Origin of the sequence: Bradyrhizobium sp. CCBAU 11386, from assembly GCF_028128955.1 — a bacterium.
In the GTDB taxonomy this organism is placed as follows: domain Bacteria; phylum Pseudomonadota; class Alphaproteobacteria; order Rhizobiales; family Xanthobacteraceae; genus Bradyrhizobium.
The window spans coordinates 71501-88433 of the sequence record NZ_LBKA01000258.1; the positions used below are offsets into that span (position 1 = coordinate 71501).

A 16933-nucleotide genomic window follows, 5' to 3' on the forward strand; every position below is an offset into this window, starting at 1 on the left:
ATGATGCTAGAGGGATGGCGCTGGTACGGGCCGGATGATCCGGTCTCGCTCGATGACGTCAGGCAGGCCGGCGCGAGCGATATCGTCTCGGCGCTGCATCAGGTGCCGATCGGGGAAGCCTGGACGCGCAAGGCGGTCGAGGAGCGCAAGAACTTCATCGAGCACGGCCAACCCGGTCGCTCGCAGCTGACCTGGTCGGTGGTGGAATCGATTCCGATCCCCGACGATGTCAAGCGTCTTGGCGGCAAAGCGACGAAGTCCATCGACGCGTGGATCGCGAGCCTGGAGGCGGTGGCTGCTTCCGGCATCAAGATCATCTGCTACAATTTCATGCCCGTGGTGGACTGGTGCCGCACCGATCTGGAATGGGAATTGCCGAACGGCGCCCGCGCCATGCGCTTCGATCAGGACCGCTTTGCAGCGTTCGAGCTGCACATCCTGAAGCGGCCGGCCGCCGCGCAGGAATATTCGCCAGAGCAGCAGGCGCGCGCCAAGAAGCTGTTCGACCAGATGAGCCAGGCCGACATCGACTATCTCGTCATGGTCATCGCCAGCGCGCTGCCCGGCTCGACCACCGAGCCGATGACGATCCCGCAATTCCGCGACCGGCTAGAGCAGTATCGCGACATCACGCCAACGATCCTGCGGCAGCATCTCGCCGAATTCCTGGGCCGGGTCGCACCCGTTGCCGAGCAGCTCGGCGTGTCGCTGACCCTGCATCCGGACGATCCGCCACGTCCGTTGTTCGGCCTGCCGCGCGTCGCCTCGACCGCCGACGACTACCAGGCGCTGTTCGACGCGGTGCCGTCGAAGGCCAACGGCATCTGCCTGTGCACGGGCTCGCTCGGCGTGCGCGCCGAGAACAACCTGCCTGATATGGCCGAGCGCTTCGGCCCGCGCATTGCGTTTGCGCATCTGCGTGCGACCAAACGCGAGGCCGACGGCCTGTCGTTCTACGAATCCGACCATCTCGACGGTGATGTCGACATGGTCGCGGTGCTGAAGGCGCTGCTGAAGGAGAACGCGCGCCGCGCGCCCGACAAACAGATCGTCTTCCGTCCCGATCACGGCCACCGCATGCTCGACGATCTCGCTGCCGCCAAGCGTACCAACCCCGGCTATACCGCGATCGGCCGCCTGCGCGGCCTCGCCGAGCTCCGCGGCGCGATCAGGGCGATCGAGCATCGTTGAAGGCGTGATGCCCTCGCAAGGGGCGGCGCAATCTCGTTGGAAGCGCTGACGTTGCTACAGCGTCATGGCCGGGCTTGTCCCGGCCATCCACGCCTTGGCCCGCGGCACGAAGAACGTGGATGCCCGGGACAAGCCCGGGCATGACGACCTATTGCGAATGTTCAAGCGCGATTGTCGTTTCACCGCTCAATAGCACGCCTCCATTGCACCCAGCTTCGGATAGAGCTTGTCGATCGCCGCGATCTCGCTTCGCATCTGCGCGATGATCCAGTCGCGGATTTCAGTGGCGATGGGGCGCATCGGCCTGTTGCGCGGCGGCAGGAATTCGCAGATGCGGCGCGTGGTGGTGAGCGTATCGGAGGCCGGCACCAGCGCGCCGGTCAAGAGCCAGTGCGAGGCCACCGTCAGCCAGCCGAGCGCGATCCCCTGGCCGAGCAGCGCGGCCTGCATCACGACGGCATAGTCGGTGAAGCTCAGCGCCTTGGCCGCGCCGCGGCGCCCGGTGAGAAGCGATGCGTAATCCGCGGCCCAGTCGCCGGGCGTCTCGGCGAGGCGGATGATGGTGTTGCCCTCGGCGGGATCGGTCGCGCCGAGATAGGCAGGGCTGCACATCGGCAGCATCACTTCCTTCATCACCAGCGTGCCGCCGGATGACGGCTCGTCGCGGTCGCGGAAGCGCATGCCGAGATCGACATTCTCCACCGGCCCGCGCAGCGCGCCGGAGATCAGCTGGAAGCGCAGATCGACCTGGGGAAATTGCTTCTGCAGCTTGTCGATGCGCGGCATCAGCCAGTGCGTGGTGAAGGCGGAGGACACCGACAGCGTCACCGTCTCGGTGCCCTTGCGCCGCCGCTCGATCTCGACGAGTCCGCTCTCGATGCTGCGAAAGCCTTCGAGCACGCGGCGATACAAGAGCTCGCCTTCCTCGGTGAGCACCGCGCGGCCAGCCGTGCGATCGAACAGGCGGACGCCGAGATGCTCCTCGAACTGTCCGAGCATCCGGCTCACCGCCGGTTGCGTGACGTTCAATTCGGCGGCGGCAGCCGTGAAGCTGCCATTGCGCGCCGCTGCGTCGAAGACGAACAGGGCGTTACTGGAGGGCAGCATCCGGCGCAGCTCGGGCATAACGCCATGTTATGAGCTGGGTGAGAATTTGGCAATTGCCGAGTTTTGCCAAGTCTGGTGTCATTGGCGTGGCAGCCTAAAGACAGGGCTTGCGAGAGAAGAGATGGTGCGCCGCACGCTTCGATCGTGAGTGCTCAAGAATTCTGTCTATAAAGCAGGCTTATGGCGTGCAGTGAGGCATGCCAGCTAGGGACATGGCGAGGTCGATCGTTGGACAAGCGAGCGGAAAGCGTCGAGATCAGGTCCGCCAGCAAGGCCTACGGCGTGGTTCGCGCCCTCGACGACGTGTCCCTCAATGTCGGCGCCGGTGAGTTCGTCTCGCTGCTCGGCCCGTCCGGTTCCGGCAAGACCACGCTGCTCGGCATTTTGGGCGGCTTCATCCTGCCGTCGTCAGGCACCATCCTGTTCGGCGGCCGCGACGTCACTTACATGCCGCCGCACAAGCGCGACATCGGCGTCGTGTTCCAGAACTACGCGCTGTTCCCGCATATGAGCGTCGGCGAGAACGTCGCGTTCCCCTTGCGCGCGCGCCACCTGCCGAAGGCGAGCTGGCCCGACAAGGTGCGCGCCGCGCTGGCGATGGTCGGCCTTGCCGGCTACGAGGAGCGCGGCATCGCGCAGCTCTCCGGCGGCCAGCGCCAGCGCGTGGCGCTCGCACGCGCCATGATCTTCGAGCCGCGGCTGATCCTGATGGACGAGCCGCTCTCCGCGCTCGACAAGCAGCTCCGCGAATCCATGCAGATCGAGCTGCGCGCGCTGCACCGGCGCATCGGTGCCACCATCATCTACGTCACCCATGACCAGCGCGAGGCGCTGACCATGAGCGACCGCGTCGCCGTGATGAAGGACGGCCGGTTGATCCAGATCGACGAGCCGGCGCGCCTGCACGACCATCCCGCCGATTCCTTCGTTGCAAGCTTCATCGGCGAGGCGACGATGTTGCCGGTCCGCCGCGTCGATGCCTCCCGCGTCGCGCTCGGCAACGCCCTGTTGCGCAGTGCCCGCGCCATTCCCGACGGCGATGCCCTGATGCTGGCCGTGCACAGCGAGAAGCTGCTGATCGACGACGGCGCGCAGGATGCCGCTTGCAACCGGCTCAGCGGCACCGTCACCGACATCGTCTACCAGGGCGAAAGCCTGCGCATTTTTCTGGCGCTTGAAGGCGGCATCGCGCTCAGCCTGCGCCAGCCGAGCTACCACCAGGCCTACAGCCGCATCCCGCCGCTTGGCGGCAACCTCACCGTCACCCTTCATCCCGAGGACACCATCGTCGTCCCCAGGGTGGGGGACTGAATCCAGTCTAGTCCAACCGAGAGAAGAGACCAAAATGTCGTCCCAAGCCGCGTTCAGCAATTTCAAGGTCCTCACCTTCGACGTCGTCGGCACCTTGATCGATTTCGAGACCGGCGTGCTTTCCGCGGTACGCAAAATCTCGGGCAAGTCGCCGGCCGAGCTCAGCGACGACAAGATCTTCGAGTCCTACAAGCGCGGCCGCGACAAGCACTACGAGCGCTCCAGCGAGGCGATGTTCCACGTCTATCGCCATCTCGCCAAGGAGCTCGGATTGCCTTCTGACGATGCGTCCTGCGACGTCTTCCAGCTCTCGGTGCTGCGCTGGGGGCCGTTCGCGGACTCGGTCGAGGCGCTCAAGCGCCTGCGTACGAAATTCCGCCTGGTGGCGATGACCAATGCCGACCGCGTCGCGCTGTCCTGTTACGCGCACGCGCTCGGCAATCCCTTCGACGACACCGTCTGCGCGGATGACACGGGCGTTGCCAAGCCGAACCCGGAATTCTTCGCCTACAACAAGGGCCGCCAGTCCGCCTTCGGCTACAAGCAGTCCGACATCCTCCACGTCGCGCAGAGCCAGTACCACGACATCGGGATCGCGCGGAAGCTCGGCTACAAGGTGTGCTGGATCGAGCGCCGCCAGGGCATCGCGGGCTTCGGCGGCACGCCGGCGGTGGAGACGCTGACCAAGCCGGACTTCCATTTCCCGACCCTGAAGGCACTCGCCGACGCGGCGATCGGCCCGGCGGCGTAACACATGAGCGGCGGCATGACACGGGACTGGAGCGCGCTGCCATCGGCCAATTCGCTGTGGGAAGCCACGGCGGAATCGGCGCGCGCGTTTCCGGTCCTGTCGGGCGAGCTGCAGGCGGACGTGGTGATCATCGGTGCGGGCTATACGGGCCTCTCCGCAGCTCACCACATCGCCAAGAGCGGGCTTGCCCCTGTCGTGCTCGAGGCCAACCGCCCCGGCTGGGGCGCGAGCGGACGTAATGGCGGGGTGATCACCGCAAAGTTCCGCCTGTCGTTTCGCGAGATCGACGCCGCGTACGGCCGCGCCATGGCGCGGCGCATGTACGAGATCGCGCATGAATCCACTGACATCGTCGAGGAGCTGGTGTCCGAGTTCGGCATCGCCAGCGCCGCGTTGACGCGCGCCGGCCAGGTCAAGGCCGCGCACAACGAGACGACCTTGAGGGCCGCGATCGACGAAGCCAACTGGATGACGCGCGAGATGGGCGATGTGGAGGTCCGCATCCTCGACAAGCGCGGGGTGCGCGAGGAGACCGGCTCGGACGTCTTCGTCGGCGGCGTGCTCAATCCCGGCTCTGGCGGCATTCATCCGCTGAACTATCTGCGCGGCCTCGCCGATGGCGTGGCACGCCGCGGTGTCCCGATTTTCCAGGAGACGCCGGTGCTCAAGCTGAGGCGAGAGCAGGGCGGCATCGTCGCGGAGACGCCGAATGGCGCCGTGCGCGCGAAGCAGGCCATCATCGCCACCAACAGCTATTCTGATCTCACCAGCGCGACCGCGCACATGCAGCGCACGCTGATCCCGTTCCGCAGCGCCATGGTCGCAACGGAAAAACTGCCGCGCAATCTCGCCGGAAAATTGATGCCGACCGGGCGCACCTACACCGAAACCAAGCGCATGATGCGCTGGTTCCGCATGGTCGACAACCGCGTCATTTTTGGTGGCCGCGGCGCGTTCGGCAAAGAGGACTCCGAAGCCGCGTTCGACGCCTTGCGCAAGGCGATGGTCGGCATCTTCCCTGATCTCGCCGACCTGCCGCTCGCCTACAAATGGTCGGGCCTCGTCGCCATGACGCTGGACTCGGTGCCGCATATCGGCCGGCTCGACGACCGAACGCTGTTCTCGATGGGCTACAACGGCGCCGGCGTTGCGATGTCGAGCCTGATGGGGCGCTACCTCGCCGCCTTCGTGCGCGGCGAGGCGCCCGACGTCGGCCTGCTCGATGCGCAGCGGATGAGGGCGATTCCATTCTATCCGCTGCGCGAGCCCGCCGTGCGCATGGTCGCCGGCTGGTATCAGTTTCTCGATGCGATCGGTCAGTGAGATCTCTTTGGCGATGGAGGAGGCGAGGATGACGACGAAACGGACTTCTGGATTGGGCTACGCCCTGTTGGGCGCGATCGCGTTTAGCGGCACGGCGGCCAGCGCGGCCGAGCAGATCACCTTCGTCTCGCAAGGCGGCGCCTATCAGCAGGCGCAGACGGTGGCGATCCTTGATCCCTCCGCCAAGAAGCTCGGCATCACCATCAACCAGGACTCCATTCCCGATGCCTGGCCCGCGATCAAGACCCAGGTCGGCAGCGGCAAGCCGATCTGGGATGTCGTCGACACGCCGACGGGCTATTGCCTGCGCGGCGGCGAGCAGGGGCTGATCGAGAAGCTCGACTTCTCGAAGATCCCGAACGCCGCGGCGATGCCGGAGGCCTATCGCAGTCCCTATTCGGTGTCCTACGAGTTCTATTCGAGCGTGCTCGCCTACAGCCAGAAGACGTTCCCGAAGGACGCGCCGAACAGCTGGGTCGATTTCTGGGACGTCAAGAAATTCCCCGGCCGCCGCGCGCTGCGTAATCACCCCATCGCCACGCTCGAAGCCGCGCTGATGGCCGACGGCGTCGCGCCCGATAAGCTCTACCCGCTCGACGTCGATCGCGCCTTCAAGAAACTTGAGGAGATCAAGCCGCACATCACGGTATGGTGGACATCGGGCGCGCAGTCGGCGCAGCTCCTCAACGACGGCGAAGTCGACATGGAGATGGCCTGGAACGGCCGCGTCAGCGCGGTTGCCAAGGAAGGCGCAAAGGTGTCCTTCACCTACAACCAGGGCATCCTTCAGAGCACCTCGCTCTGCATCCTCAAGGGTGCGCCCAATCTCGAGACGGCGGTGAAGTTCCTCAACGAGGCCGTCGATCCCGTGCACCAGGCCAATCTGCCGCTGCATATCGACTACGGTCCGGGCAATCCCAAGGCGTTCGAGACCAACGTGATCAAGGCCGAGCGCGCGGCGCAATTGCCGAGCGAGCCCGCCAATGCGGCCAAGCAGGCGCTGATGTCCTATGCCTGGTGGTCGTCGCCGGCCGGCGAAGCGGCCGAGAAGCGCTGGGCATCGTTCATGCAGAAGTAGACGAAGAGCTAAGCGAAGCGAGGCAGCGTTGACGATAACAGTGCCAGATCCCTCCCAAAAGCATCAACGCCGCGAGCACGGCCTGATGCTGGCATTGGTGTCGCCGGCGCTGCTGGTGATCCTGGCTCTGATCGTGCTGCCGGTCGGCTGGCTCGCCTGGCAGTCGATCTACCATGACGGCTTCACGCTGGAGAATTATCGCCGCGTCTTCACCGAAGACATCTACTGGCGCAGCTTTGCGCTGACCTTCGAGATCAGCCTCGCGGTCACATTGATCGCGCTGCTGCTGGGCTATCCCGTGGCGTACCTCGCCAACGCCGTGCCGAAAGGCTGGAGCATCCTCATCCTGTCGCTGGTCGTGCTGCCGTTCTGGACCAGCGTGCTGGTCCGCGCCTATGCGTGGCTGGCGCTGCTCCAGCGCACCGGCGTGATCAACCAGCTTTTGCGTTACCTCGATGTGATCTCCGAGCCGCTCGCACTGGTGCACAACACGTTCGGCACGGTGGTGGCGACCGTGCACATCCTGCTGCCGTTCATGGTGCTGCCGCTCTACGCCACCATGCAGAAGATTCCAGGCGACCTGATGCAGGCCGGCGCCAGCCTGGGGGCCAGCCCGTCGCTGACCTTCGTCCGCGTCTTCCTGCCGCTGTCGCTGCCGGGCGTGCTCGCGGGCTGCACCATGGTGTTCGTGCTCTGCCTCGGCTTCTACATCACGCCGGAATTGCTCGGCGGCGGCCGCACGGTGATGGTGTCGATGCTGGTGAGCCGCAATGTCGAGCTCTACAACCAGTTCGGCGCGGCCAGTGCGGTCGCGGTGGTGCTGCTCGTCAGCGTGCTCGTGATCTTCCTCGTCGTCAGCCGCTTCATTTCGCTCGATCGCGTGTTGGGGCAGAAATGACGCGATTGTCCCCCGCCCGGATCGTCCTCTACGTGATCAGCGCGCTGGTGCTGGTCTATCTGATCCTGCCGGTGCTGATCATCGCGCCGATCTCCTTCTCCAGCGCGCGCTTCCTGACCTTCCCGCCGCCGTCCTTCTCGCTGCGCTGGTACCAGCAATATTTCGCCAACCCGGCCTGGATGCAGGCGACGCGGGTGACGCTGACGGTCGCGTTTTTCACCGTGGTCATCGCGACGCCGCTCGGGGTTGCCGCCGCCTACGCCATCAGCCAGTCGAAGCTGCGCATCATGCGGATCATCCACATGGCGCTGCTGCTGCCGCTGGTGGTGCCGATCATCATTACCGCCGTCGGCATCTTCTTCGTCTATGCCAAGGTCGGCCTGGTCGCGACCCTGCCGGGCCTCGTGCTGGCGAACGTGATGCTGGGCCTGCCATATGTCCTCATTTCCGTGCTCGCGGGGCTCCAGAGCTTCGATCCGGCGCAGGAGATGGTGGCGCGCAGCCTCGGCATGAACCGCCTGCGCAGCTTCTTCGCGGTGACGCTGCCGCAGATCAAGTCCAGCGTGGTCGCCGGAGGCATCTTCGCCTTCATCTCGGCGATGGACGAGACCATCGTCGCGCTGTTCATCTCCGGCGGCCAGTACCAGCCGCTGACCAAGCGCATGTTCACCGCGCTCCGCGACGAGATCGACCCGACGATCGCCGCGATCTCGACGCTGATGACGGCGGCCTCCTTCATGCTGGTGCTGCTGGCGAGCACACGGCAGAAGAGGAGTGGGTGAGGGGGCTGCTGCTCCGCTCTCGGTGTCATCACCCGCGAAGGCGGGTGATCCAGTATTCCAGAGACGTAGTGATTCCTCGATAGGCTGCGGCGTACTGGATGCCCCGGTCAAGCCGGGGCATGACAGCGCGTGTGTGGCGGTCGCTAGGCCTTCGTCCCCAGCCACGCCAAAATCATCTCCACGATCTGCGTCCGGCTCTTCGCCAGCACCCTGGGCTCGCTGAGGTCGCGGTCGAACAGGGCGCCGAAGGTGTGGCGGTTGGCGACGCGGAAGAAGCAGTAGGAGCTGATGGCCAGGTGCAGGTCGATGGCGTCGACGTCGTCGCGGAAGGCGCCTTCGGCGCGGCCGCGCCTGAGGATGCCGTCGAGCGTCGCGATCACGCTGGCGTTGAGCTGGCGGAGTTGCAGGTTCTGCTTGAGGTGCTTGCCGTGGTGGATGTTCTCGATCGAGACGAGGCGGATGAAGTTCGGATTGCGCTCGTCATGGTCGAAGGTCGCCTCGATCAGCCGGCGCAAGCCCTCGCGCGCATCGCAGCTTTCGATGTCGAGCTGGTCCTCCAGCGCGCGGATGCTGCGATAGGCTTCCTCCAGCACCGCCAGGTAGAGCTGTTCCTTGCCGCCGAAATAGTAATAGATCATCCGCTTCGACGTGCGCGTTCGCGCCGCGATCGCATCGACGCGGGCGCCGGAATAGCCCTCCGAGGCGAATTCGGCCATCGCCACTTCGAGGATGTCGCGCTTGGTGCGCTCGGGGTCGTTGGTGCGCTTCGATGGGGGCGGCATGCGCTCGAGCATCACTGTTTCTCCCGCCAGTTTCCACGGATCACCTTGAAGGTGAAGGCAAATTTCACCCGTCGGGGCCTTGATCCAATGCGTATTGCATAAACGTACTAGTTCGTACATTATCGCCTCAAACCAAGGTTGCGGCAATCAGAACCAGAAAACGCGCGGGCGGACTGCCTGACGCGAGCCGCACCGGACACATGGGGAGGACTTGCAATGACGTTGACGTCAACCGCATCACTGCACGCGCCAACAGCAGCGGAGGCCACGCCGGGCAAGCTGCCGAAGCGCGCCGCGCTCGTCAGCTTCGTCGGCAGCATGCTCGAATACTACGACTTCTTCATCTACGGCACGGCGGCGGCGCTGATCTTTCCAAGAGTGTTCTTCGCCAATGTCGATCCCTCGACCGGAACGCTGCTCGCGCTCCTGAGCTTCGGCATCGGCTACATCGCGCGGCCGGTCGGCGCTGTCATCCTCGGCCATTTCGGCGATCGCATCGGTCGCAAGACGGTGCTGCTGTTCACGCTGGTGTTGATGGGCGGCTCGACGCTTGCGATCGGCCTGTTGCCGGATGCCAAGGCAATCGGCAATGCCGCGCCCGTCATCCTGACGCTGCTGCGCCTGTTGCAGGGCCTCTCCGCCGCCGGCGAGCAGAGCGGCGCCAACTCGCTGACGCTGGAGCATTCGGCCAACTCCAACCGCGCCTTCTTCACGAGCTGGACCCTCAGTGGCACCCAGGCCGGCGCGATCCTGGCGACGCTCGTGTTCATCCCGGTGTCGAGCATGCCCGAGGATCAATTGCTGAGCTGGGGCTGGCGCATTCCGTTCCTGCTCTCGTTCGTCGTGCTGGTCGTCGCCTATCTGGTGCGGCGGACCATGCCGGAAACGCCTGTGTTCGAAGACATCAAGGACAAGGCGCATGTTGCGCGCTTCCCCGTCGTCGCCCTGCTGCGCGACTACTGGCCGGATGTGCTGCGCGTCATCGTCTGCGCGCTGATCGCGACCGTGAGCACGATGACCGCCGTGTTCGCGCTCGGCTATGCCACCAGCAAGTTCGGCGTCGCGCGCCCGACCATGCTGTGGGCCGGCGTGCTCGGCAATGTCACGGCGCTGGTCACCCAGCCGCTATGGGCCTTGCTCGCCGACAAGATCGGCCGCAAGCCGGTGTTCATCGGCGGCGTGCTCGGCTGCGCGGTGCTGCTGTTCCCGTACTTCATGCTGGTGACGTCAGGCAACACGATCGCGATCTTCGCCGCCGCGATGATCCTGTCCGGCATCGTCTACGCCGCGCCGAACGCGATCTGGCCGTCGTTCTACGCCGAGATGTTCGAGGCGCGCGTGCGCTATTCCGGCACCGCGATCGGCACGCAGCTTGGCTTTCTCGCCGCCGGCTTTACGCCGCTGGTGAGCGCGAGCCTGGTCGGCGAGGGGCCGAACGGCTGGGTCCCCGTCGCGATCTTCGTCGCCTGTTGCTGCGTGATCTCGGCAGCGGCCGCGGCGACGGCGCGCGAAACCCACACCGTCGACATCGCCGATCTCGGCAAGCGGCGCGCTTGAGTGAAGACGAGGCACGCATGCTGACCAGCGCAGTTCAGACCACGAGTGGCCCCGTCATCGGCACCGCGCAGGCCGGTATGCGTGCCTTCAAGGGCGTGCCGTTCGCAACCGCGCCGCGCTTTGCCAAGGCAAGGCCGCCGAAAGCGTGGACGGAGCCGCGTCGATGCACGGACTACGGTGCTTATGCGCCGCAGCCGGGCCATCTCGATCATGCGGACGAGACAGCCTGTCTCAGCCTGAACATCTGGACGCCGGCAGAGGCCGATCGGCCTCTGCCGGTGCTGGTCTTCATCCATGGCGGCGCCTTCGTCACCGGCGGCGGCGCCGACTACGACGGCGCATTCCTCGCGGCGCGCGGTCCGGCGGTGATCGTCACCATCAACTACCGGCTCGGGCCGCTCGGCTTCCTGCAACTGCATCGCCACGGGCGCGGCGAGGCGAACAATCTTGCGACGTCGGACGCGCTCGCCGCGCTCGACTGGGTGCGCGCCAACATCGCGAATTTCGGCGGCGATCCGGACGCGATCACGCTGTCCGGCCAGTCGGCCGGCGCCTCCATGGTGATCGCGCTCGCCACCTTGCCGCAGGCCAAAGGCAAGTTCATTCGCGCGCTCGCGCTCAGCGCGCCCGGGCGGACCATCATGAGCGACGATCATGCCGACGACGTCGCACGCCGCGTGCTCGACGAGCTCGAATTGGCGCACGATCCAACTGCGATTGCCTCTTTGCCGCTGCCAAAGCTCTTCGCGGCGGTGGAGCGCGTCAGTCGCAGGCTTGCGGACGAGACCGAGTCAGGCACCGTGTTCGGCCCGGTGCTCGACGGCATCGTGATCCCGCGCGAGCCGCGTGATGTCTTCGCCGACGGGACCTTGCGCGACATTCCGCTCTGGCTCGGCTCCTGCCGCGACGAGATGGTGATGTTCCTGAAGAGCACGCCGCCGGCGGCGATGATCCGCACCACCGAACGGCAAGTGCGCGCCGCATTCGGCGATGCCGGTTGGCAACGTCTGCTGGCCTGTTACCGTGCCACGGCGCGCATCGACGAGGATCCGTACGAGGCGCTGCTGTCGGATGCGTTCTGGCATCGCCCCATGGCCGATCTTGCACGGCTTCATGCCGCAGCTGGCGGCGCGGTGTGGCTGAGCCGGTTCGACCATCGCCCCACGCTGGAGCCATTCCTCTCGCTGGGGCCGACCCATGGCGCCGACAACGCCTGCCTCTGGGCGCATCTGCCTGACTTCATCGATCGTCCGATCCTGAAACGAAAGGGCGGGCCGATGACGCCTGGTGACATCGATGTCGCCGCGCGGTTTCAGGCAAACTTGCTGCGCTTCGTCACGACCGGTGTGCCTGACGTTGCGGAAGCCTGGCCACGGTTCGAGCTGGCTAAGGAGCCTCTCGCGATTTTCGCTCAGCCGTTTCATATTGTGCCTCTGAATGAAGGCGTGCGCTTCCGCCTTTGGGCGGAGCTCAGCGCGAGCACCAACGACAAGAAGATGAGGGAGGCCGGATGAGCAGGTTGAACACGAATGCCGGGCGCGCTCGGCGGCGCTCTGCCCTTTCGATCGTCTCGCTGCTCGGCATGTTTGCGATGCTGGCGGCCTCGCCAGTGCCGGCGCAGATCGTCGCGACGCCAGTCCCCGGCGATCCCGTCAGCATCGACAGCGGCGCCGTCTCGGGCAAGGTGATGCCGTCGGGCGTGAAGGCCTATTTCGGCATTCCCTATGCCGCGCCACCGCTCGGCGATCTCCGCTGGCGTGCGCCACAGAAGGTCGAGGCGTGGAAAGGAGTCTATCACGCCGACCGGCTCGCACCGGAGTGCATCCAGGTGCTGCGCCGGCACAATCTCAATCATTATTTCGGCGAGGAGGCGACAAGCGAGAACTGCCTCTATCTGAACATCTGGGCGAGCGCCGATGCGAGGCCGGGCGCGAAGCTGCCTGTCGTGGTCTGGATCTATGGCGGCGGCTTCACGCTCGGCTCCAGCGGCATGGCGATGTATGACGGCGAGAACATCGCGAAGAAAGGCACGATCTTCGTCAGCTTCAACTATCGCGTCGGAATCTTGGGCAATCTCGCCCATCCCGAGCTGACCGCGGAATCGCCGCACCACGCCTCCGGCAATTACGGCCTGATGGACCAGGTCGCGGCTCTGCAATGGGTCAAGCGCAATGTCGCAGAGTTCGGCGGCGACCCTGACAACGTCACCATCACCGGGCAGTCGGCCGGCGCGATGTCGGTGTCCGCGCTCGAGGCCAGCCCGCTGGCAAAGGGCCTGTTCCATCGCGGTTTCGCGATGAGTCTCAGCATGTTCGACAACCGCTTCAACTTCCCGGCGTTGCCGGCCGCCGAGAAGATCGGCCTCGAGGTGCAGTCGGCGCTCGGCGCGTCCTCGCTCGCCGAGATGCGGTTGATCCAGGCCGACAAGATTCTTGCAATTCAGAAGGACTGCCAGCTCGGCTGCGCCGGCACGATCGCGGTGACGCCGGATGTCGATGGCTACGTCCTGCCCGACACCGTTCCGAACATCTTCGCCACCGGAAAGCAGAACGATGTCGCCACCGTCGCAGGCTTCACGCGCGACGAGAGCTCGAATGATTTGCGCACCGCCGGAACGCTCGAAGCCTACATCGCTGCTGCGCGAAAACTCTATGGCGACCAGGCCGACCGCTTCCTCGCGCTCTATCCCGCCAAGACCGACGACGAGGCGAAAGCCATGGGCCTGCTCGCCGCGCGCGAGGGGCTGGTCGAGATCGGCACGCGCAACTGGGCCGTCGCGCAAACGAAGACCGGCAAGGCGCCGTTCTACATGTACATGTTCTCGCGTGTGCATCCGTTCGCGCCCGGCGTCGAGTTCTTCGACAGTCCGCGGAAGATCGGTGCTTATCACACCTCCGACGTGCCCTATTGGTTCGGCACCCAGGATGCCTTCAACAAGTTTCGTACCACGCGGGTCTGGACCGAGTTCGACCGCGCGCTGTCCGAGCGCATGATGGACACGCTCGTCGCTTTCGCGCGCACGGGAAACCCGGGCACACCGGCGACGCCATGGCCGCAATGGGCTGAGGCGACGCAAAACTATGTCGAGTTCGGCGACGATAGCGGCGTGCGCGAGGAGAACCGCGCGCGCCTCGAATTCCACACGCCGGCGAACGTCACGCCGTCAACGCCGCGGGTCTCGCGGGATTGAACGTGGCGCGGCGCCGTCCCGACAAGTTCAGCGCAGGAACGGCACGGGATGGGCTGCGCGGTAGAAGAAATTGATCAGCGTGTTGATGTCGAACACCGGAAGGCCCGACACCTCGGCGACGTCGCTTGAGAACGGGCACATGTTGGTGCACTCGAACAGGATCGCGCCGGGGTTCTTGCAGGACGCCATGAAGGCTTGCGTCATCTCGATCATCTCGGCGCGCAGGACGTCGGTGTCGAGCTCCTCGCGGCCGAGAATGTAGGTTGCGGGAAACTGCGCATCGGGCTTCATGCCCTGGATCTGAACCGCGATCTCGTCCGGCGACCAGCCACGCCGCGGAAGTGCCCTTCGTTCATGTGGTGGCCGCGTTCGGTGAAGATGCCGATGACCTTGCCGGGCGGCAGCATGGCATGGATCAGCGGCGCCTGGATCAGGCTCGAGGTGAAGACCGGGATGTTCACGGCAGCCGCGAGCTGCTTCTGGAACGGCGCGAGGAAGCCGCAGGTCGTCGTGATCGCTTTGACGCCGTCGGCTTCCAGTTCGCGGGCCGCGGCGATGAACGGCTCGATCAGGGTCGGATCGGGCTGGTCGCCCATGATCCTTGTGGCGTGCGCGCCGCGCACGATCTTGTAGCGCACCGGGAAGTCGTAGGAGAGCGCGTTGCCGATGTCGCCGCGCGGGCGCGGGAAGCGGGTATCGAGCATCAGGATGCCGATCGTCTCGCCGTAATTCGTGAAGCCGCCGCGGAGTTTCATGGTTCTTCCCACCGATTCGGGATGGTCGTGGTCGGCAGTCTAATGCGTTTCGTGAAACCGGCTGAGGAAGGACTTCAGCGGCTCGCTGCGCGGCTGGCGGATCGTCTCCTCCGGCGTGTCGATCTCGTCCATGACGCCATCATTCATGAAGCCGACGCGGGCTCCGGTACGGCTTGAGCGCCGCGAACTCCCAGACATCCATCGTGGATTGGCCGTCAGAACTGCACTTCGCCGGGAATGTCGTCCGCGCCGAGACCTACGGCTTCGAAGCCCTTCAGCATCCATTCGCGGGTCTGGCCCAGCGAGCGGTTGTAGTCGGCCAAGGCACTGAGGAAGTCCTTGTAGCGCCGGTCGCTTTCGGCGCGGATGCCCATGTTGGTCGGCAGCGTGAGCAGCGGACGCGGCACCGCGAGCTCACCGAGCGTCGGATTCTTCTTCAAGGTCGCGACCGAAAGCACCGCCAGTGAAATGTTGCAGTCCGCGCGCCCGGTCGCGACGGCGAGGATCGCCTCGTTGCGCTCCTTGAAGCCGAGGATCGTCGCCTTGGGGCAATAGCGGCGCGCGATCGTCTCGTGGGTCGAGCCGATGTCGACGGCGATCTTGACCTCGGGCTTGTTCAGCTCGGCCCAGGTTTGCGGCTTGGCAAAACCCTTCTTGGTGATGACGGTGAAGGAGTGCACCAGGATGGGCGTGGAAAAGTCGATGACCAGTGAGCGCTCCGGTGTCGGGTTCACGGCGAAGGCAAGGTCGATCTTCTCGGCCTGGAGATCCAGGATCTGGTTGCCCCAGGTCGATTCCAGCGTCTCGACCTTGGCACCGAGCTTGGCGGCGATGTCGTTCGCCATGTCGATGCAGGCGCCCGACCATTGATTGGTGGCGAGGTCCTTGTGGAAATAGGGATCCTGGCCGGCGATGACGGCGATCCGCAGCACGCCGCTCTTCTTGATCCGCTCGAGCGTCGAGCCCGGCGCGGTGTCGGCCCTGGCCGAACCGGTTGCGGCGATCGCAGCTCCGGCGAGGGCGACAGTGGTGAGTGCATCCCTGCGATTCATGGCAGTTCTCCTGGACAGACGCTTCTGGACATTCGAACCCGGCGTCTGGACTATTTCTGTATTCAGTTTAAAATGCAATACGGTATTTCGAACTGGACAGGAAAGACAGGCCCCGTGCGCGCGCTCTTCGTCGATGCCAATGACACCCTTGCCGCGGTCACCGAGAAATTGCTGCGTACGGACAGCCTTCCGATCGGCATCAACCGCAACCCCGCGATCACTCCCGACGACCTGCCTGGCCTTCTTGACGGCGTCGAGATCATGATCGTCGACCATACCGCGGTGCCGACGGCGATTGCCGCGAAATGTCCTGCCTTGAAGCACGTCGTCTTCCTCGGCACCGGCGCGCGCAGCTACATGAATCCGGAAGATCTTGGCCAGCGCGGCATCTCCGTCCACACCATCAAGGGCTACGGCGACACGGCCGTCGCCGAATGCGCGATCGCCCTGATGTGGGCCTCGGCAAAGAGCTTCGGCGAGATGGATCGCGGCATGCGTGAGGGCAATTGGCTGCGCCGCGACGCGCTGCAGCTCACCGGCAAGACGCTCGGCCTGATCGGCTTCGGCGGCATCGCGGCGGAAGCCGCGCGCATGGCGCTTGGCTGCGGCATGAAGGTGATTGCCTGGAACAGATCGCCGAAGATGCATGCCGGCGTCGAATTCGTCTCGCTGGAGAAGCTTCTCGCGGACAGCCACGTCGTCTCGCTGCATCTGCTCCTCAACGACGACACCAAGGGGTTTCTGTCGCGCGAGCGCATCGCGCAGATGCGCCCCGGCGCCATCCTGATCAACACCGCGCGCGGCGCCGTGGTCGACGAGGACGCGATGTGTGATGCACTGCGCTCGGGCCACATCGCCCATGCCGGCCTCGACGTCTTCACCGTCGAGCCGCTGCCCCCGGGCCATCCGCTGACCAAGCTGCCGAACGTGACGCTATCGGCGCATTCGGCGTTCCGCACGCCGGAGGCGAGCGACAACCTGATTGGCGCGGCGCTCGATCATTGCCGCCGCATCATGGCGAATGGGCGGTAGTGCAAACAGCAGGGGCGGGCATGACGCCTGCGCAGGGAGCGAGAAGCCTTTCGATCTTGCACCTCCCGTTGGCCTGTCCTACGCCACCTCCGAACGAAATTTTCGCGAGGCGCTCCAGCGCATC

General features: G+C 65.3%; 16 protein-coding genes. 11 read left to right on the plus strand and 5 right to left on the minus strand.

Going from position 1 to position 16933, the window contains the following annotated elements:
- Entirely contained in the window at positions 1 to 1191 is a 1191-nt protein-coding gene (uxuA, locus tag XI09_RS39720; protein ID WP_271571765.1) for a mannonate dehydratase, read from the plus strand.
- 186 nt (positions 1192 to 1377) lie between these two features.
- On the opposite strand, the gene XI09_RS39725 is transcribed toward uxuA, so the two are convergent.
- Positions 1378 to 2316: a LysR family transcriptional regulator gene (locus XI09_RS39725; RefSeq protein ID WP_271571766.1), complete on the minus strand. Its 939-nt coding sequence runs from the start codon at positions 2314 to 2316 to the stop codon at positions 1378 to 1380.
- Between the two features lie 210 nt (positions 2317 to 2526).
- Here XI09_RS39725 and XI09_RS39730 point away from each other — a divergent pair, with 210 nt between their 5' ends.
- From XI09_RS39730 to XI09_RS39755, 6 genes are all read left to right on the plus strand, one after another.
- A complete protein-coding gene (locus XI09_RS39730) occupies positions 2527 to 3609 on the plus strand; it encodes an ABC transporter ATP-binding protein (protein WP_271571767.1) in 1083 nt (360 codons plus the stop codon).
- A gap of 34 nt (positions 3610 to 3643) precedes the next feature.
- Complete coding sequence (locus tag XI09_RS39735) at positions 3644 to 4360, plus strand: HAD family hydrolase (protein WP_271571768.1); 717 nt, start codon at positions 3644 to 3646, stop codon at positions 4358 to 4360.
- Between the two features lie 15 nt (positions 4361 to 4375).
- Positions 4376 to 5683 carry an NAD(P)/FAD-dependent oxidoreductase gene (locus XI09_RS39740; protein WP_271571769.1) on the plus strand — a complete coding sequence of 436 codons (1308 nt, stop codon included), beginning with the start codon at positions 4376 to 4378 and terminating at the stop codon, positions 5681 to 5683.
- A 28-nt stretch (positions 5684 to 5711) separates the two neighbouring features.
- Positions 5712 to 6761, plus strand: coding sequence for an ABC transporter substrate-binding protein (locus XI09_RS39745; protein ID WP_271571770.1), 1050 nt, complete (start codon positions 5712 to 5714; stop codon positions 6759 to 6761).
- 85 nt (positions 6762 to 6846) lie between these two features.
- On the plus strand, positions 6847 to 7659 hold the full coding sequence (locus tag XI09_RS39750; protein WP_271571771.1) for an ABC transporter permease: 813 nt from the start codon (positions 6847 to 6849) through the stop codon (positions 7657 to 7659).
- The gene (locus XI09_RS39755) at positions 7656 to 8441 is read left to right on the plus strand and encodes an ABC transporter permease (protein ID WP_271571772.1); all 786 of its coding nucleotides are present in this window, start codon (positions 7656 to 7658) and stop codon (positions 8439 to 8441) included. The genes XI09_RS39750 and XI09_RS39755 overlap by 4 nt, the downstream gene beginning before the upstream one ends.
- Before the next feature lie 143 nt (positions 8442 to 8584).
- On the opposite strand, the gene XI09_RS39760 is transcribed toward XI09_RS39755, so the two are convergent.
- Positions 8585 to 9235: a TetR/AcrR family transcriptional regulator gene (locus XI09_RS39760; protein ID WP_271571773.1), complete on the minus strand. Its 651-nt coding sequence runs from the start codon at positions 9233 to 9235 to the stop codon at positions 8585 to 8587.
- A 204-nt stretch (positions 9236 to 9439) separates the two neighbouring features.
- Between XI09_RS39760 and XI09_RS39765 the strand changes: the two genes are divergently transcribed.
- The 3 genes from XI09_RS39765 to XI09_RS39775 are packed head-to-tail and all read left to right on the plus strand — an operon-like array spanning position 9440 to position 13970.
- Positions 9440 to 10780 (plus strand): MFS transporter, encoded by a 1341-nt coding sequence (locus XI09_RS39765; RefSeq protein ID WP_271571774.1) that lies wholly within the window; start codon positions 9440 to 9442, stop codon positions 10778 to 10780.
- A 17-nt stretch (positions 10781 to 10797) separates the two neighbouring features.
- Entirely contained in the window at positions 10798 to 12294 is a 1497-nt protein-coding gene (locus XI09_RS39770; RefSeq protein ID WP_271571775.1) for a carboxylesterase/lipase family protein, read from the plus strand.
- The gene (locus XI09_RS39775; RefSeq protein WP_271571776.1) at positions 12291 to 13970 is read left to right on the plus strand and encodes a carboxylesterase/lipase family protein; all 1680 of its coding nucleotides are present in this window, start codon (positions 12291 to 12293) and stop codon (positions 13968 to 13970) included. Before XI09_RS39770 ends, XI09_RS39775 begins: the two co-directional genes overlap by 4 nt.
- A 27-nt stretch (positions 13971 to 13997) precedes the next feature.
- Here XI09_RS39775 and XI09_RS39780 read toward each other — a convergent pair whose 3' ends face one another.
- From XI09_RS39780 to XI09_RS39790, 3 genes are all read right to left on the minus strand, one after another.
- Complete coding sequence (locus XI09_RS39780; RefSeq protein WP_271571777.1) at positions 13998 to 14261, minus strand: hypothetical protein; 264 nt, start codon at positions 14259 to 14261, stop codon at positions 13998 to 14000.
- Complete coding sequence (locus XI09_RS39785; protein ID WP_271571778.1) at positions 14258 to 14725, minus strand: hypothetical protein; 468 nt, start codon at positions 14723 to 14725, stop codon at positions 14258 to 14260. The genes XI09_RS39780 and XI09_RS39785 overlap by 4 nt, the downstream gene beginning before the upstream one ends.
- Before the next feature lie 215 nt (positions 14726 to 14940).
- A complete protein-coding gene (locus tag XI09_RS39790; RefSeq protein ID WP_271571779.1) occupies positions 14941 to 15777 on the minus strand; it encodes a transporter substrate-binding domain-containing protein in 837 nt (278 codons plus the stop codon).
- 114 nt (positions 15778 to 15891) lie between these two features.
- Between XI09_RS39790 and XI09_RS39795 the strand changes: the two genes are divergently transcribed.
- Entirely contained in the window at positions 15892 to 16809 is a 918-nt protein-coding gene (locus XI09_RS39795) for an NAD(P)-dependent oxidoreductase (RefSeq protein WP_271571780.1), read from the plus strand.
- Positions 16810 to 16933 lie beyond the last annotated feature (124 nt).

Coding starts and splice junctions, on each gene's coding strand:
- uxuA (WP_271571765.1), top strand. CDS start 1: ATGATGCTAGAGGGATGGCGCTGGTACGGGCCGGATGATCCGGTCTCG.
- XI09_RS39725 (WP_271571766.1), bottom strand. CDS start 2,316: ATGCCCGAGCTGCGCCGGATGCTGCCCTCCAGTAACGCCCTGTTCGTC.
- XI09_RS39735 (WP_271571768.1), top strand. CDS start 3,644: ATGTCGTCCCAAGCCGCGTTCAGCAATTTCAAGGTCCTCACCTTCGAC.
- XI09_RS39740 (WP_271571769.1), top strand. CDS start 4,376: ATGACACGGGACTGGAGCGCGCTGCCATCGGCCAATTCGCTGTGGGAA.
- XI09_RS39745 (WP_271571770.1), top strand. CDS start 5,712: ATGACGACGAAACGGACTTCTGGATTGGGCTACGCCCTGTTGGGCGCG.
- XI09_RS39750 (WP_271571771.1), top strand. CDS start 6,847: ATGCTGGCATTGGTGTCGCCGGCGCTGCTGGTGATCCTGGCTCTGATC.
- XI09_RS39755 (WP_271571772.1), top strand. CDS start 7,656: ATGACGCGATTGTCCCCCGCCCGGATCGTCCTCTACGTGATCAGCGCG.
- XI09_RS39760 (WP_271571773.1), bottom strand. CDS start 9,235: ATGCTCGAGCGCATGCCGCCCCCATCGAAGCGCACCAACGACCCCGAG.
- XI09_RS39765 (WP_271571774.1), top strand. CDS start 9,440: ATGACGTTGACGTCAACCGCATCACTGCACGCGCCAACAGCAGCGGAG.
- XI09_RS39770 (WP_271571775.1), top strand. CDS start 10,798: ATGCTGACCAGCGCAGTTCAGACCACGAGTGGCCCCGTCATCGGCACC.
- XI09_RS39775 (WP_271571776.1), top strand. CDS start 12,291: ATGAGCAGGTTGAACACGAATGCCGGGCGCGCTCGGCGGCGCTCTGCC.
- XI09_RS39780 (WP_271571777.1), bottom strand. CDS start 14,261: ATGAAGCCCGATGCGCAGTTTCCCGCAACCTACATTCTCGGCCGCGAG.
- XI09_RS39785 (WP_271571778.1), bottom strand. CDS start 14,725: ATGAAACTCCGCGGCGGCTTCACGAATTACGGCGAGACGATCGGCATC.
- XI09_RS39790 (WP_271571779.1), bottom strand. CDS start 15,777: ATGAATCGCAGGGATGCACTCACCACTGTCGCCCTCGCCGGAGCTGCG.